This window comes from Escherichia sp. WS1451 (assembly GCF_046487365.1).
Classification (GTDB): domain Bacteria; phylum Pseudomonadota; class Gammaproteobacteria; order Enterobacterales; family Enterobacteriaceae; genus Escherichia; species Escherichia coli.
Window position 1 is genome coordinate 53,725 of sequence record NZ_JBJQJP010000007.1, and the last position, 16,075, is coordinate 69,799.

Here is a 16,075-nt window from a genome sequence, read left to right on the forward strand (position 1 = left end):
TCAGGTGCTTGCCAGGGCGGAGAGATAATGTCAGTTTGCTGACCATGCGTGGGATAATGTTGCCGGATCTGGTCTGAATGCCATCTCCGGCTAACAAAGTCATGTCGCTAAAACTAAACGATGCGGCAAGCGTCGGCTTCCCAGCGATAACCGACACCGTAGACGGCGCGGATAAAAGACTGCTTTTCGTCCAGAGCTTCCAGCTTGCGACGCAGGTTTTTAATGTGGCTGTCGATGGTGCGGTCAGTTACTACGCGGTAGTCGTCATAAAGATGATTGAGCAATTGCTCGCGGGAGAACACTTTTCCTGGTTCATGAGAGAGTGTTTTCAGCAGACGAAATTCCGCAGGCGTCAGGTCAAGCATTTTACCGCGCCATGAAGCCTGAAAACGACCTTCGTCGATAATCAACGGGCTTTCAGCATCCTGTTGCTGCAACTCACGCTGCGGTTTGCAACGGCGCAAAATGGTTTTGACGCGCGCTACCACTTCCCGTGGGCTGTACGGTTTGCAGATGTAGTCATCTGCGCCAATCTCCAGCCCGAGCAGGCGGTCGATCTCTTCGATTTTTGCTGTCACCATCACGATCGGAATGTCAGAAAAACGACGAATCTCCCGACACAACGTCAGGCCATCGGTGCCAGGGAGCATCAGATCCAACAGAATCAGATCCGGTGGTGTCTGGCGTACATATGGCAGTACCTGATCGCCGTGGCTGATAAGCGTCGGCGCATAGCTCGCAGCACGCAGATAATCAATGAGTAACTGTCCCAGCTTCGGTTCATCTTCCACGATCAAAATACGCGGTGTGTTTTCGTCGATTGGTAACTCGGTCATACTTCTCTCTGTAAATCCCGTTCCAGCGGTAACTCTACTGTAATGCTTACCCCGCCAAAAGGCGAATGGGCAGCAATAATGCGACCATTATGTGCTTCAACAATGTTCAGGCAAATCGCCAGCCCCAGCCCGGAACCGCCGCTGGCTCGGTTGCGGGAGCCTTCGGTGCGATAAAAACGTTCAAACAATTTTTGTAGCTGATCGTCACTGACGCCCGGCGCGCTGTCGGCAAAGGTCAGTCGCACCGTTTTGTCGTGCTGCTCGGCAGAGATTTTCAGACTACCGCCGCTATCAGTGTAGCGCAGGCTGTTTTCCAGTAAGTTATTGAATAACTGCATTAAACGGTCGCGATCGCCAAATACGGTAATACTGTCTGGCAGGGAAAATTGCAGTTTCAGGCCACGGCTGGCGAATCGTTCGCGAAATGCGCCGCCCGCCACTTCCAGCAGTGGGATCAAATCTACCGGTGCTTTTTGATAGGCGAGAGCGCCTTCATCAGACATCGACAATTGATGAAGATCATCCACCAGTTTGGTCAGTGTACCGACCTCTGCCTGTAAAGAAGCCACCGTCTCCGGCGTGAATTTACGCACGCCATCCTGAATAGCTTCCAGTTCGCCGCGCAGTACCGCTAAAGGCGTGCGCAGCTCGTGGGAGATATCGGCCATAAAATCGCGGCGCATCTGTTGGTTTTTCTCCAGGGTGCTGGCGAGCTGGTTGAAGTCTTGCGCCAGTTTGCCCAATTCATCTTCACTGGTGGGCGTCACGCGAGTAGTGAAATCGCCCGCTGCCAGTTTGTGTGTACCGTCCACCAGTCGTTTGACCGGAGCCAGCAAACCGCGCGCCAGTGGGAATGTCGCCAGCGCCGCTAACAAGGTAGATAAAGCGACAATCAGCCAACTGGTTTGCCTCTGTTGTCTGTCAAAATTGATATCGGTATTGCGGGTCAGTCGTTCAACAGGGGAGGCGATCACCGCACCCACTTCCGCCCCATTGACCATAATGGGCCGCCGTGTGCCGTCTGGTGGAATCGGTGCTCGCGGGCCAACCAGCACTTTGTTGTTTTGATCAACCACCCAGAATTGCGTGCGCCAACCGTGTGGCGGCATACCGGGGCCGGGCTTATCTTCGTTGTTATCATGCTCCAGTGAACGTAGGATCTGAAATACAAAGCGATCGTTATTACGCAGGAAGCGCCAGTTCCCGTGCTGGGCGTACTGCTCACCCAGCGCATCGCCGAGCATTTGCAGCCGTTGTTCATTACCATGCTTGATGTAATCGATAAAGCCGCGCTCAAAACTGATACGTACCGCCCAGTGCATCGTGATCAATAAGACAATGCAGGTGGCGAAAATCGCCAGAAACAGTTTGCCGGTAATACCGGGTCGCCAGAACTTCATTGCGCGCTCCTTTTTCGCCGCGAAATAGCCACATTTTGATGCGTATCGTTCGGCACTCTGGCAAAGATGAACGCCGGAAGGGCGATGATAAATGCCATGCTAAGCCAGGTGTACATAAAGACGGTTTGTGTGGTGCCGCTGTCGACGCTGACATGCTGTGAACCAAAAAGTCCCAGCAACAGCCCGGCGATAGTGACGCCGATACTCATCGACAATTGCATAATCATCGACAGCAGGCTGTTTCCGCTGCTCGCCAGATTGTCCGGGAGATCTTTCAGCGTCAGGGTGTTCATAGAGGAGAAACGCGTCGAGTTGACCATCCCTTGTAAAAACAGGACGAACGGCAAAACGTAGTACCAGCCCAGCAGAGCGGTAGTCATAAACAGCAGGGTGACCAGCGACAGGCCCAGCGTGGTCGCCACCAGTACCCGACGGTAGCCAAAGCGATTCACCACCTGCACTACAATTCGCTTCATTCCCATGCTGCCGAGCACCATCGGGATCATCATCAGTCCGGCATGGAACGGCGAGAAACCGAGGCCAATCTGTAAGAAAACCGGTGTCATAAAGGGCAACATGCCGCTACCGATACGTCCGGCAAAACTCCCCGCCAGACCCAGCGAAAAGGTACGAGTACGGAACAGTTTCAGACTGAACAGGGCGCGGTTGTTATTTCTGGCGTGCAGCAGATAAAGCACCAGTGCCACCACGCCAACTGCGACCAGGCCAGCAATCGCCAGCGGCGATAAACCTGTACCTTTACTGCCGTCCAGCGCCAGGGTTAATACCGCCATGCCAACCGCCAGCAATAAAAAGCCGGAGAGATCAAAGCGCCGCGTCTGCATGGTGTAGTTCGGCATTAACATCAGTGTGGCGATCGCACCGATAATCCCCACCGGAATGTTGATCAAAAAGATCCAGTGCCAGGAGGCGTACTCCACCAGCAGGCCGCCGAGCGCCGGACCGAGCAGCGGCCCGACCTGACCGGGTAACGTGACAAAGGTCATCGCCGCCATATATTGCTCGCGCGGTACGATTTTCATCACCGTCAACCTGCCGACCGGCACCATCATCGCACCGCCAACGCCCTGTAACGCGCGTGCCAGCAACAGTTCGTTCAGCGTGCCGGAAAGTGCGCAAAATAGTGAACCGAGAGTAAACAGCACGATGGCGGTAAAGAAAATATTGCGCACGCCGACTTTGTCCGCCAGCCAGCCGCTGGCGGGCAGCATCACCGCCACGGTCAGCACATAAGAGACAATGACCATGTGCATATGCAACGGACTTTCCCCGAGGCTTTGCGCCATTGAGGGAAGGGCAGTGTTTACGATGGTGGTGTCCAGCGACTGCATAAAGAAGCCGAAAGCCACAATCCACAATTGCCAGCGGGTGCTGTCGGGAAGATCTGTCATTTACTCGGTTACCGTTTGTTTAGGTTTACGCGAAAAACGCAGCCGCAGACGGTCGAAAAAGAGATACACCACCGGCGTGGTATACAGCGTCAGAAGCTGGCTCATTACCAGACCGCCGACAATGGTGATCCCCAGGGGTTGCCGCAGCTCCGAGCCGTCACCGCCCGACAACACCAGCGGCAGCGCGCCAAACAGCGCCGCCAGGGTAGTCATCATAATCGGGCGAAAACGCAGCAGACAGGCCTGGAAAATAGCTTCCTGCGGCGTCAGGTTACCGTGCCGTTGGGCTTCGAGCGCAAAATCGACCATCATAATGGCGTTTTTCTTCACGATGCCGATTAATAGCATGATTCCTATCAGGGCGATTAGGCTGAACGGGGCATTAAACAGCTCCAGCGCCAGCAGCGCACCAACGCCCGCCGAGGGCAGGGTGGAGAGGATCGTCAGCGGATGTACGTAACTCTCGTAAAGGATACCCAGCACGATATACACCGTGGCGATGGCGGCGATAATCAGGATCACCTGCGAGTTCATCGTCTCCTGGAACACCTGCGCCGTGCCGGCAAAACTACCGCGCACCGTCGAAGGCACACCAAGCTGGGTCATTGCGCGATCGATCGCCGCACTGGCGTCCGAGAGCGATTTCCCGGTCGGCAGGTTGAACGAGATGGTCGAGGCCGCCGATAATCCCTGATGATTCACCGATAGTGGGGCATTCGCCGGTTGCCATTTAGCGAAATACGACAGCGGGATCGCTTTTCCTTCGTTATTGATAACGAACATTTTTTCCAGCGCACTGATGTCCTGGGTATAGCGCGGATCCACTTCCATCACCACTTTATACTGGTTCATCGGCTGGTAAATGGTCGAGATTTGCCGCTGACCGAAGGCGTTATTTAACAGGCTGTTGGCGGCCTGCACGTCGATTCCCAGCCGTGCCATGGTGTCGCGGTCGTAAACCAGATTCATTTCCGCGCCGTTATCCTGCTGGTCGGAGTTCACGTCCGCCAGTTCCGGCAACGTCGCCAGTTTTTTGCGAATTTTCGGCTCCCATTCGCGCAGTGCCGCCAGGTCGTCGGACAGTAACGTGTACTGATAGCTGGCGTTCGACTGACGTCCGCCAACGCGAATATCCTGTACCGCCATCAGGAACAGATTCGCCCCCGGCTCTTTCGCCAGCTTTACCCGCAGACGGTCGATAATTTGCTGGGCCGTTTCGCTCCGCTCGCCGCGTGGTTTAAGCGTGATAAACATCATTCCACTGTTCACCCGTGAACCGCCAGTAAAGCCGGTGACATTATCCACCGCCGGATCGTCACGGATAATTTTCATGAAGTCCTGCAACTTGCCGCGCATCGCCTGAAACGAAATACTCTGGTCAGCCTGTATCCCGCCCATCAGTACGCCGGTGTCCTGCTCCGGGAAGAAGGTTTTCGGGATCGAGATATACAGCCAGATATTCAGCGCAATGGTGCCAAGCAGCACCACGCCCACCAGACGGGTATGATTGAGCACCCATTTCAGCGACTTGCCATAGCCTTGTTGCAGGGCTACCAACATGCGACCAAAACCACGCAGTCGCTTTTGCTCGCGCGGCTTGCTGGCTTTTAGCATCCAGCCGCACATCATCGGCGTTAACGTCAGGGAAACCAGCAACGAAATACCAATAGCGACAGAAAGCGTCACGGCAAACTCGCGTAACAGGCGACCCGGCAATCCGCCCATCAACAGCAGCGGCAGGAACACCGCCACCAGTGACAGACTCATCGACAGCACCGTAAAGCCGACTTCGCGAGTACCTTGCAGTGCGGCCTGTAGTGGTTTCATCCCCGCTTCCAGGTGACGGGCAATGTTTTCCAGCACCACGATGGCGTCATCCACCACGAAACCAGTAGCGATGGTGAGTGCCATTAACGAAAGGTTATTGAGACTGAATCCGCACAGGTACATCGCCGCAAACGTACCAATCAGCGAAACCGGCACCGCAACGGCGGGAATAATAGTGGCGCGACCCGAGCGCAGGAATAAAAACACCACCAGAATCACCAGCGCCACCGAGATAATCAGCGTTTGCTCGACTTCTTCCAGCGAGGCGCGAATGGTGGGGGAGCGATCCTGGGCAATTTGCAGATCAATCGCCGCCGGAATGGTCTCCTGCAACTCCGGTAATTTTGCCCGGATGCTGTCAACCGTCTGTATAATATTGGCTTCCGGCAGCTTGCGGATCATCAGCAAAATAGCCGGTTTGGCGTTGGTCATCCCGGCGTTGCGCACATCCTGTACTGAGTCGGTCACCGTCGCCACATCGCCCAGACGAACCGCGCCGCCGTTGTTGTAATGAATAATTAGCGGCTGATATTCAGCGGCTGTTTTCAGTTCATCGTTGGTCTGGATCTGCCAGCGGTGAGTGCCATCTTCCAGCGCGCCCTGCGGTTTACGCACGTTGGCATTGCTGATGGCAGTGCGTACGTCGTCCAGCGAGACGCCCTGATTAAACAGCGCCTGCGGATTCAGCCCGACGCGTACGGCGGGCAGCGAGCTGCCGCCAACATCGACATCACCGACACCGTCGATTTGCGAAATCGTCGGAGCCAGCTGTGTTGAGGCGAAATCGTACAGTTCACCTTGCGAATAAGTATCGGAGGTTAGCGTCAGGATCATAATTGGCGCATCCGACGGGTTCGCTTTGCGATAGGTCGGACGGCTGGGCATCCCGCTGGGTAGCAGACTTTGCGCGGCGTTGATCGCCGCCTGCACATCGCGCGCTGCGCCGTTGATATCCCGGTCAAAATCAAACTGCAAAATAATGCGCGTGCTGCCGAGCGAACTGCTGGAGGTCATTTCGCTGACTCCGGCAATGCGCCCAAGTGAGCGCTCCAGCGGCGTGGCAACGGAAGACGCCATTGTTTCTGGTGACGCACCGGGCAGCGAGGCGCTGACCATGATCACCGGAAAATCGACCTGCGGCAGCGGGGCGACTGGCAGCATACGGAAACCCAGTATGCCGCACAGGGTAATGGCGACCGACAGTAAAATCGTCGCCACCGGGCGGTAAATGAAGAGGGCAAAAAACTTCACTTACGCCTCCTCTTCATGACGGGCAAAGCGGTTTTTGGTCCACAATGCCAGGCGGTCGAACAGCAGATAAATCACCGGCGTGGTAAACAGCGTCAGCACCTGGCTGACAATCAGACCGCCGACCATGCCGATACCTAACGGACGACGCAGTTCCGCGCCGACCCCGGTACTCAACATCAGCGGCAGCGCACCAAGCAGAGCCGCCAGAGTGGTCATCAGGATCGGACGAAAACGCAACAGACAAGCCTGGTAAATAGCTTCGCGCGGCGACATGCCTTGCTCGCGCTCAGCAGCCAGCGCGAAGTCGATCATCATGATGGCGTTCTTCTTCACGATACCGATCAGCAAAATAATGCCGATAATGGCAATCACATCCAGTTCGCTACCGGCAATCATTAATGCCAGCAGCGCGCCGACCCCTGCGGTGGGTAGCGTCGAGAGAATGGTGATCGGGTGAATAAAGCTCTCGTACAGAATGCCGAGCACGATATACATCGCCACCACCGCCGCGACAATCAGCCAGACAGTGCTGCCCAACGCCGACTGGAAGGCGAGGGTGCTGCCCTGGAACTGCGTGGTGATATCCACCGGCAGATTCAGCGTCTTTTCGGTGTCCATAATCGCCTGCACCGCATCGCCCAGCGAATAGTTATCCGGCACGTTAAAGGAGATAGTCGTTACCGGGAACTGATCCAGATGGTTGATGGAAAGCGGCGCAAAACGCTGCTCAATTTTGGCAATTGAGCTTAGCGGCACCACGCCGCCGTCGCTGCTGGTCAGGCGAATGGTATCCAGCGCCGCGAGGCCTGGGGTATTTTCGGTGTTGTGTTCCAGCACCACGCGATACTGGTTAGCCTGAGTATAAATAGTGGAAATCAGCCGCTGACCAAACGCGTTGTACAGGGCGTTATCGACATCCGCCATGCTGATCCCCAGACGGCTGGCGCTGTCGCGATCAACATTGACATACGCCACCAGCCCTTGGTCCTGCCAGTCGCTGGAGACATCAGAAAGCTGTGGCAACTGCTGGAGTTTTTCCATCAACTGTGGCACCCAGGTACTGAGCGCATCCAGTGACGTGGCCTGCAAGGTAAACTGGTACTGGGTGCGGCTGACCTGAGTATCGATGGTCAGGTCCTGCGTTGGTTGCAGGAAGAGATCGACGCCCGGCACTTTATCCACCGCCGTTTGCAGACGGGCGATGACTTTTTGCACCCGATCATCACGTTCATCCAACGGTTTGAGGTTGATCTGCAAACGCGCACTGTTCAGCGACGGGTTAGTGCCATCAACGCCAACAAATGAGGTCAGACTTTGCACTGCCGGATCCTGCAAAATCACATCCGCGACCTGGCGTTGCCGCTGGGCCATATTGGCAAAGGAGCTGGACTGCGGTGCCTGCAAAGTGCCCTGAATAATGCCGTTGTCCTGTACCGGGAAGAAACCTTTCGGAATGAACACCCACAACAGCACGCTAAGCAGCAGCGTGCTGAGCGCCACGCTTAAGGTCAGCCACGGATGATTCAGCACTTTCGCAAGTCCCTGACCATAGGCGGCGATTATCCTGTCGAACATTTTCTCCGAGGCTCGGGAGAAGCGATTCTGTTTACGCAGCGACTCCTGGCTGAGCATCCGCGCGCACATCATCGGCGTCAGAGTCAGCGACACCACGGCTGAGATCAAAATTGCTACCGCCAGGGTAATGGCAAACTCGCGGAACAGTCGCCCGACGATATCGCCCATAAACAGTAGCGGGATCAGCACTGCAATCAGCGAGAAGGTCAGCGAGATAATGGTAAAACCGATTTCACCTGCGCCTTTGAGCGCCGCCGCCAGCGGTTTTTCGCCTTTTTCGATATAGCGCGAAATGTTCTCGATCACCACGATGGCGTCATCGACCACGAATCCGGTGGCGATAGTTAACGCCATCAACGTCAGGTTATTGATTGAAAAATCGAGAAACACCATGACCGCAAAGGTGCCGATTAACGACAGCGGCACGGCGACGCCGGGAATGATGGTCGCCGGAATATTACGCAAAAACAGGTAGATAATCATGACTACCAGCGCGATAGCCATCATCAATTCAAACTGAGTATCATCGACGGATGCGCGGATGTTGGTGGTGCGGTCAGAAAGCACCGTCACTTTTACCGATTTCGGCAAACTCTCGGTGAGTTGTGGCAGCATCTGCCGGATGCTGTCGGCGGTGGAGATAATGTTAGCACCGGGCTGGCGCTGAACATTCATCACAATGGCCTGTTCTTTGTTCGCCCACGCGCCGAGCCAGCTGTTTTCTGCTCCTTGCTCTACGGTTGCGACATCGCCCAGACGAATCGGCGCGCCGTTCTGGTAGGCGATGATCAGCTGGCGATACTCTTCGGCGGATTGCATCTGGTCGTTCGCGGAAAGTGTGACCGCACGGGAAGGGCCGTCGAGGCTACCTTTTGCCGAGTTAACGTTAGCGCCGGTAATAGCGGTGCGCACGGTTTCGCTGGTCAGGCCGAGGGCGGCAATCGCCTGGGCGTTTAGTTTGACGCGAACAGCCGGACGCTGGCCGCCGGAAAGCGTCACCAGGCCGACGCCGGAAATCTGCGAGATTTTTTGCGCGACGCGGGTTTCCACCATATCTTCCACTTGCGTCATCGGCATGGCGGTTGAGGTGACAGCGAGCGTCATGATCGGCGGATCTGCCGGGTTCACTTTGCTGTAAACCGGCGGGTTAGGCAGATCGCTCGGCAACAAGTTGGTCGCAGCGTTAATCGCGGCCTGCACTTCCTGCTCGGCGACATCGAGCGGTAATGTTAGCTGGAACTGCAAAGTGATAACTGACGCACCGCCGGAACTTTGCGACGACATCTGTTTCAGGCCAGACATCTGCCCAAACTGGCGTTCAAGCGGCGCGGTAACGGCAGAGGTCATGACATCCGGGCTCGCACCTGGGTAGAGCGTGACTACCTGAATGGTCGGATAGTCCACTTCCGGCAGCGCCGAAACGGGCAGGGCTCGATAACCGATAATCCCGGCGAGTAAGATCGCCACCATCAGCAGCGTGGTGGCGACAGGACGCATAATAAACAGGCGCGACGGGCCGCCTGTGCTGCTCGGGGGTAACACCTGCATCAGGAGCGTGCTCCTTTTTTCGCGTATTCGCGGCTGGTGGCTTTCTCTTCCGGAGTAGTGGCGCTCTGGGCTTCCACCACTTCCACTTTCGCCCCTTCGGTCAGGCGATCAATTCCGTCCGTCACTACGCGGTCGCCCGCAGAAATACCTGCGCGGATCACCACTTTCTGACTGTCCTGAATGCCCGGTGTCACCAGATGTTTGCTGACTTTGTTTTCGCTATTCAGTACCCAGACAAAATGGCCTTCGTTGCCCATTTGCAGGGCGGCGGTGGGGATCACCACGGCGTTTTGTTCGGTATCGACTAACATGCGCGCGTTAACAAACTGATTAGGGAAAAGCGCATCATCCTGATTATTAAAGCGAGCTTTCACTTTAATCGTACCGGTAGTGGCATCGATTTGGTTATCAAGGCTTAACAGCGTGCCTTCACTTAACTTCTTCGAGTTGGTGCGATCCCAGGCTTCTACCACCAGCGGTTTTCCGGCTTTTTGTGCCTGTACAACGGTGGCGATATCGCTTTCCGGCAGAGTAAAGACCAGATCGATAGGATGTGTTTGGGTGATCACCACAATCCCGGTGGTGTCGCCACTGGAGATTTGGTTACCAACATCAACCTGCTTGAGACCAACGCGACCATCAACTGGTGCGGTGATACGGCTCCAGTCGAGTTGCAATTGCGCGCTGGCGACGCTTGCTTCATCAGCCTTAATGGTACCTTCGGTTTCACTGACCAGCGCTTGTTGGGCATCCAGTTCCTGACGAGATACGAGATTGGTTTTTACCAGTTGTTGATAACGCGCCAGGTCACGGCGGGCGTTGGCAAGCGTGGCTTTATCTTTTGCCAGTTGGCCCTGGGCTTGTGCTAATGCAACTTTGAACTGGCTGGGGTCAATTTCTGCCAATAAATCGCCAGCTTTGACCTGCTGGCCTTCCTGGAAATGCAACGCCATCAGTTGACCGTCCACGCGGCTGCGCACCGTAACAGTATTAGCGGCGGTAATGGTGCCAAGCCCGGTGAGGTAACGCGGAACAGCCTGTTCTACGGCGGTCGCCGCCTGAACCGGGGCTAATGGGCCGGAACGCATACCACGGCGACCACCCGCTGGCGATTGCTGCGCTTGTTTCGTCGCCCCTGGGGCTGCACTCCGGGAGTCATTGCGGCCTTGCCAGAACCAGAATGCGGCGATGGCGGCGATAACCACCACGATTACGATTACCCAACGGGATTTATAACTGCCTTTCATCGTTAAGAGTTTCTCTTCCTGAAACGTTTCGCGGAATGATACTAGTGTAGCCAGCCAATAAGGGAGAAAAATGGAGGAATTATGAAACACTATCGGGAATCGTCTGAATGGCGGGCACATTTGCGAGCACGCATCCAGTAATAACACAGGAAACTATTTTATCTACGCGTTAGCGATAGACTGCTTGCATGGCGAAAGGAGGTAAGCCGACGATTTCAGCGGGACGCTGAAACGGGAAAGCCCCTCCCGAGGAAGGGGCCTTAAATAAGGAAAGGGTCATGATGAAGCTACTCATCATCGTGGTGCTCTTAGTTATTAGCTGGCCAGCTTACTAAGACTACCAGGGCGGGGGAAACCCCGCTCTACCCTCACTCCTGAAATTATGCCTTCACGATAAGATTGTCAATCCGCAGGCTTTGTAGTCTGCGATCCTGCCAGCAAATATTCTTTGCGAGTCGTTACGCAATAATCACAGAGGAAACTATTTTGTTCACGCGTTAGCGATAGACTGCATTCAGGGCGAAAGGAGGTAAGCCGACGATTTCAGCGGGACGCTGAAACGGGAAAGCCCCTCCCGAGGAAGGGGCCTTAAATAAGGAAAGGGTCATGATGAAGATACTCATCATCGTGGTGCTCTTAGTCATAAGCTTCCCCGCTTACTAAGACTACCAGGGCGGGGGAAACCCCGCTCTACCCTCACTCCTGAAATTATGTCACTCCGCCCTTAGTGTCAATCGACGGCTCTCCGTTCTTGCGAGGCGAATAGCAAAATTTTCTGCGCCGCCGGGCCTAATTCTGAAAGTTTCTTCGTTTGCTCTTATTTCATTATTGCAATCGGTATGATACCGGACCTCAATAATTCTCTAAGAAAGGATTTCTTATGAGCGAACAAATCACGTTTGCCACCAGCGATTTTGCCAGTAACCCGGAACCACGTTGCCCCTGCATTTTGCTGCTGGATGTTTCTGGTTCTATGAACGGTAGACCCATTAATGAACTTAACGCCGGATTGGTTACCTTTCGCGATGAGCTGCTTGCCGATTCGCTGGCCTTAAAAAGAGTGGAACTCGGCATTGTGACGTTCGGCCCGGTGCGTGTGGAACAACCCTTTACCAGCGCCGCTAATTTTTTCCCGCCCATCCTGTTTGCCCTGGGCGATACACCAATGGGCGCTGCCATTACCAAAGCCCTGGATATGGTAGAGGAGCGGAAACGTGAGTATCGTGCCAATGGTATTTCGTATTATCGCCCGTGGATTTTCCTGATCACTGATGGCGCTCCAACCGATGAGTGGCAGGCTGCCGCCAACAAAGTGTTTCAGGGGGAAGAAGATAAGAAGTTTGCCTTCTTTTCCATCGGTGTTCAGGGGGCGGATATGAAGACTTTGGCACAAATCAGCGTTCGTCAGCCTTTGCCACTGCAGGGATTACAATTCCGTGAACTGTTTAGCTGGTTATCCAGTTCGCTGCGTTCGGTTTCCCGCTCCACGCCGGGAACGGAAGTTGTGCTGGAAGCGCCAAAAGGCTGGACGTCAGTGTGAGCTGGCGTCTGGTCTATGCATCAACCGTTGGAACGTCGCACATCAGCGCGGACTTGCCTTGCCAGGATGCCTGCCAGATGCAGGTTGCCTGGCTAGAAGACCAGCAGCCATTATTGACGGTATTTGTCGCTGATGGCGCAGGCAGCGTTTCGCAGGGTGGCGAAGGTGCGACGCTTGCCGTCAATGAAGCGATGGCTTATATGATGCAAAAAGTGCAGGGCGGGGAATTGGGGCTTAATGATGTCCTCGCAACGGATATTGTGCTGACCGTTCGTCAGCGACTTTTTGCCGAGGCGGAAGCCAAAGAATTAGCGGTTCGCGATTTTGCCTGCACATTTCTGGGGCTGATTTCATCGCCTGACGGCACATTGATTATGCAGATTGGCGATGGTGGCGTGGTGGTAGATTTGGGGCACGGTTTGCAATTGCCGCTCACGCCGATGGTGGGTGAATATGCCAACATGACGCATTTCATTACCGATGAAGATGCCGTTTCCAGACTGGAAACTTTCACCAGCACTGAGCGTGCGCATAGAGTTGCAGCATTTACGGATGGTATTCAGAGACTGGCGTTAAATATGCTGGATAATTCTCCGCATGTGCCTTTCTTTACCCCGTTTTTCAATGGACTGGCGTCAGCAACGCAGGAACAACTCGATTTATTACCTGAATTGTTAAAGCAGTTTTTGTCCAGCCCGGCGGTAAACGAGCGTACCGATGATGATAAAACGTTAGCACTGGCTATGTGGACAGAATGAACATCGCATGGCGGTTGAATACAACGGTTCAACCGCCAGTTTAAGCAATCAATATAATGGCTGGCTAGCGAACTAATTTTGCTCTTAGCTCGTCGGCTTCTTCTTTTGGATAGGTGACCAATAAAGGATCAATGGTATAACCACCGTAAATTTTATCCCCGCGCGTATACATCCAGTCTGAAATATCTTTTTTCTTGATTTTCCACTCCTGGCCATATTCTACGTTTGTAACAATACCAGGGTCATTGCTTATTATACCAATAAACATGCCGTTAGAATAAGTGACATCCGTGAGCCAGAAATGCTCGGTTTCTCCGCGATCGGTTATCGGGGCTTTGACCGCGAAAGTATCAGCATCTTTTTTATTCATAACTTCGATGAATTGATCGGTTTCTTTCCGCGCATGTTTAATCGCGTCAGACATCGCCTTTTTATCATAACCTCCTGTCACTAACGTATCCGAAATCTCACAATAGCTTGCGGTAGTAAAAAATAGCAGACTCAACATAAGTAATATCTTTTTCATTTTTTCTCCAGAATCCCTGTGTAGTAAAAGTTAGCAAAAAACCTGTGGAAGTGAATCATTATCAGGTTGGAATTGAATTGTATCCTGATGAAATTGCATTATCATTTTTATTCTTGAGTTGGACTCTTCCAATATAGAAATAATTATAATGGGAAGTGTTATTATTCATTGAAATATAATATGACTGCCCTTGAAACATTATGAAGACAAATATAAAAGTATTTACATCGACAGGTGAATTGACCACTCTCGGCCGTGAACTGGGCAAAGGCGGCGAAGGTGCGGTTTATGATATCGAGGAGTTTGTCGATAGCGTCGCAAAGATTTATCACACGCCGCCACCCGCCTTAAAACAGGACAAACTTGCCTTTATGACTGCGGCAGCTGACGCGCAATTGTTGAATTATGTCGCCTGGCCGCAGGCAACGCTTCACGGTGGACGAGGCGGAAAGGTTATCGGTTTTATGATGCCGAAGGTTTCAGGTAAAGAACCGATTCATATGATCTATAGCCCGGCACATCGTCGTCAGAGTTACCCTCATTGTGCGTGGGATTTTCTCCTCTATGTTGCGCGCAATATTGCTTCATCTTTTGCTACGGTTCACGAGCACGGGCACGTCGTGGGTGACGTAAACCAGAACAGCTTTATGGTAGGCCGTGACAGCAAAGTGGTGTTGATTGATAGCGACTCCTTTCAGATTAACGCCAATGGAACGCTGCATTTATGCGAAGTGGGCGTGTCGCATTTTACGTCGCCAGAGCTGCAAACCTTGTCGTCATTTGTTGGCTTTGAACGCACCGCGAATCACGATAATTTTGGCCTTGCGTTGCTGATTTTTCACGTCTTGTTTGGTGGGCGGCATCCTTATTCCGGTGTACCGCTTGTCTCTGATGCGGGTAATGCACTGGAGACGGATATTGCCCATTTCCGTTATGCCTACGCGTCAGATAATCAGCGACGTGGTTTAAAACCGCCGCCACGATCTATTCCGCTGTCGATGTTACCGGGCGATGTTGAAGCCATGTTTCAGCAGGCATTCACGGAAAGTGGCGTGGCAACCGGGCGTCCGACGGCAAAAGCGTGGGTAGCAGCACTTGATTTACTACGCCAACAGTTAAAGAAATGTACCGTTTCGGCAATGCATGTTTATCCCGGTCATTTGGCTGACTGCCCGTGGTGTGCTCTGGATAATCAAGGCGTTATCTATTTTATTGATCTCGGCGAAGAGGTCATTACCACCAGCGGTGATTTTGTGCTGGCGAAAGTCTGGGCGATGGTGATGGCGTCAGTAGCACCGCCAGCATTGCAACTGCCATTACCCGATCATTTCCAACCGACTGGCAGGCCGCTTCCTTTAGGCCTGTTACGGCGTGAATACATCATTCTGATTGAGATCGCACTGTCAGCGTTATCGCTGTTGCTTTGCGGCCTTCAGACAGAACCGCGTTATATTATTTGGGTTCCTGTGCTGGCGGCTATCTGGATTATTGGCAGCCTGACAAGCAAAGCGTACAAAGCAGAAATCCAGCAACGCCGTGAGGCGTTTAATCGCGCGAAAATGGACTATGACCATTTAGTCAGCCAGATCCAACAGTTGGGCGGGCAGGAAGGTTTTATAGCCAAACGGACGATGCTCGAAAAAATGAAGGACGAAATTCTTGGGTTACCGGAAGAGGAGAAACGCGCTCTGGCAGCACTTCAGGACAACGCAAGGGAACGGCAGAAGCAGAAGTTTCTGGAGGGATTTTTTATCGATGCTGCCTCTATTCCCGGCGTAGGCCCAGCGCGTAAAGCGGCGTTACGGTCTTTTGGTATTGAAACCGCCGCAGATGTTACCCGTCGTGGCGTTAAGCAAGTGAAAGGGTTTGGTGATCATCTGACACAGGCGGTTATCGACTGGAAAGCGAGTTGCGAACGCCGTTTTGTGTTCAGGCCGAATGAAGCGGTAACGCCAGCAGACAGACAAGCGGTACTGACTAAAATGGCCGCCAAACGACATCGGCTGGAATCGGCGTTGACTGTCGGTGCGACAGAGTTGCAGCGATTCCGCCTTCATGCTCCAGCACGGACCATGCCGTTGATGGAGCCGCTACGTCAGGCGGCAGAAAAACTGGCTCAGGCGCAGGCTGATTTAAGCCGCTGCTGAGCCATTTT

General features: G+C 53.7%; 12 protein-coding genes. 5 read left to right on the plus strand and 7 right to left on the minus strand.

Features of this window, described 5'->3' with window-relative positions:
- Positions 1–113 precede the first annotated feature (113 nt).
- Genes baeR through mdtA form a run of 6 tightly spaced genes read right to left on the minus strand, consistent with a single transcriptional unit; the run spans position 114 to position 11,096 of the window.
- Complete coding sequence (baeR, locus tag ACJHX7_RS11235) at positions 114–836, minus strand: two-component system response regulator BaeR (RefSeq protein ID WP_094029847.1); 723 nt, start codon at positions 834–836, stop codon at positions 114–116.
- Complete coding sequence (baeS, locus tag ACJHX7_RS11240; RefSeq protein WP_000675169.1) at positions 833–2,236, minus strand: two-component system sensor histidine kinase BaeS; 1,404 nt, start codon at positions 2,234–2,236, stop codon at positions 833–835. Before baeS ends, baeR begins: the two co-directional genes overlap by 4 nt.
- Complete coding sequence (locus ACJHX7_RS11245; RefSeq protein ID WP_000130874.1) at positions 2,233–3,648, minus strand: MFS transporter; 1,416 nt, start codon at positions 3,646–3,648, stop codon at positions 2,233–2,235. Before ACJHX7_RS11245 ends, baeS begins: the two co-directional genes overlap by 4 nt.
- On the minus strand, positions 3,649–6,726 hold the full coding sequence (mdtC, locus tag ACJHX7_RS11250; protein ID WP_000667537.1) for a multidrug efflux RND transporter permease subunit MdtC: 3,078 nt from the start codon (positions 6,724–6,726) through the stop codon (positions 3,649–3,651).
- Positions 6,727–9,849, minus strand: a complete 3,123-nt coding sequence (gene mdtB / locus ACJHX7_RS11255; RefSeq protein ID WP_094029848.1) for a multidrug efflux RND transporter permease subunit MdtB — start codon at positions 9,847–9,849, stop codon at positions 6,727–6,729. It abuts the gene before it with no gap.
- On the minus strand, positions 9,849–11,096 hold the full coding sequence (gene mdtA, locus ACJHX7_RS11260; protein ID WP_000679007.1) for a multidrug efflux RND transporter subunit MdtA: 1,248 nt from the start codon (positions 11,094–11,096) through the stop codon (positions 9,849–9,851). The genes mdtB and mdtA overlap by 1 nt, the downstream gene beginning before the upstream one ends.
- Positions 11,097–11,374: 278 nt before the next feature.
- Between mdtA and ACJHX7_RS11265 the strand changes: the two genes are divergently transcribed.
- From ACJHX7_RS11265 to pphC, 4 genes are all read left to right on the plus strand, one after another.
- On the plus strand, positions 11,375–11,431 hold the full coding sequence (locus ACJHX7_RS11265) for a type I toxin-antitoxin system Ibs family toxin (RefSeq protein WP_100249772.1): 57 nt from the start codon (positions 11,375–11,377) through the stop codon (positions 11,429–11,431).
- 271 nt (positions 11,432–11,702) lie between these two features.
- A complete protein-coding gene (locus ACJHX7_RS11270; RefSeq protein ID WP_100792650.1) occupies positions 11,703–11,759 on the plus strand; it encodes a type I toxin-antitoxin system Ibs family toxin in 57 nt (18 codons plus the stop codon).
- A 217-nt stretch (positions 11,760–11,976) separates the two neighbouring features.
- Complete coding sequence (locus ACJHX7_RS11275; RefSeq protein ID WP_089583105.1) at positions 11,977–12,636, plus strand: vWA domain-containing protein; 660 nt, start codon at positions 11,977–11,979, stop codon at positions 12,634–12,636.
- The gene (gene pphC, locus ACJHX7_RS11280; RefSeq protein ID WP_089583106.1) at positions 12,633–13,394 is read left to right on the plus strand and encodes a protein-serine/threonine phosphatase PphC; all 762 of its coding nucleotides are present in this window, start codon (positions 12,633–12,635) and stop codon (positions 13,392–13,394) included. Before ACJHX7_RS11275 ends, pphC begins: the two co-directional genes overlap by 4 nt.
- A 64-nt stretch (positions 13,395–13,458) precedes the next feature.
- Here pphC and ACJHX7_RS11285 read toward each other — a convergent pair whose 3' ends face one another.
- Positions 13,459–13,920: a YegJ family protein gene (locus ACJHX7_RS11285; RefSeq protein ID WP_094029849.1), complete on the minus strand. Its 462-nt coding sequence runs from the start codon at positions 13,918–13,920 to the stop codon at positions 13,459–13,461.
- 200 nt (positions 13,921–14,120) lie between these two features.
- Here ACJHX7_RS11285 and yegI point away from each other — a divergent pair, with 200 nt between their 5' ends.
- Positions 14,121–16,067: a protein kinase YegI gene (gene yegI / locus ACJHX7_RS11290; protein ID WP_410231597.1), complete on the plus strand. Its 1,947-nt coding sequence runs from the start codon at positions 14,121–14,123 to the stop codon at positions 16,065–16,067.
- Positions 16,068–16,075 lie beyond the last annotated feature (8 nt).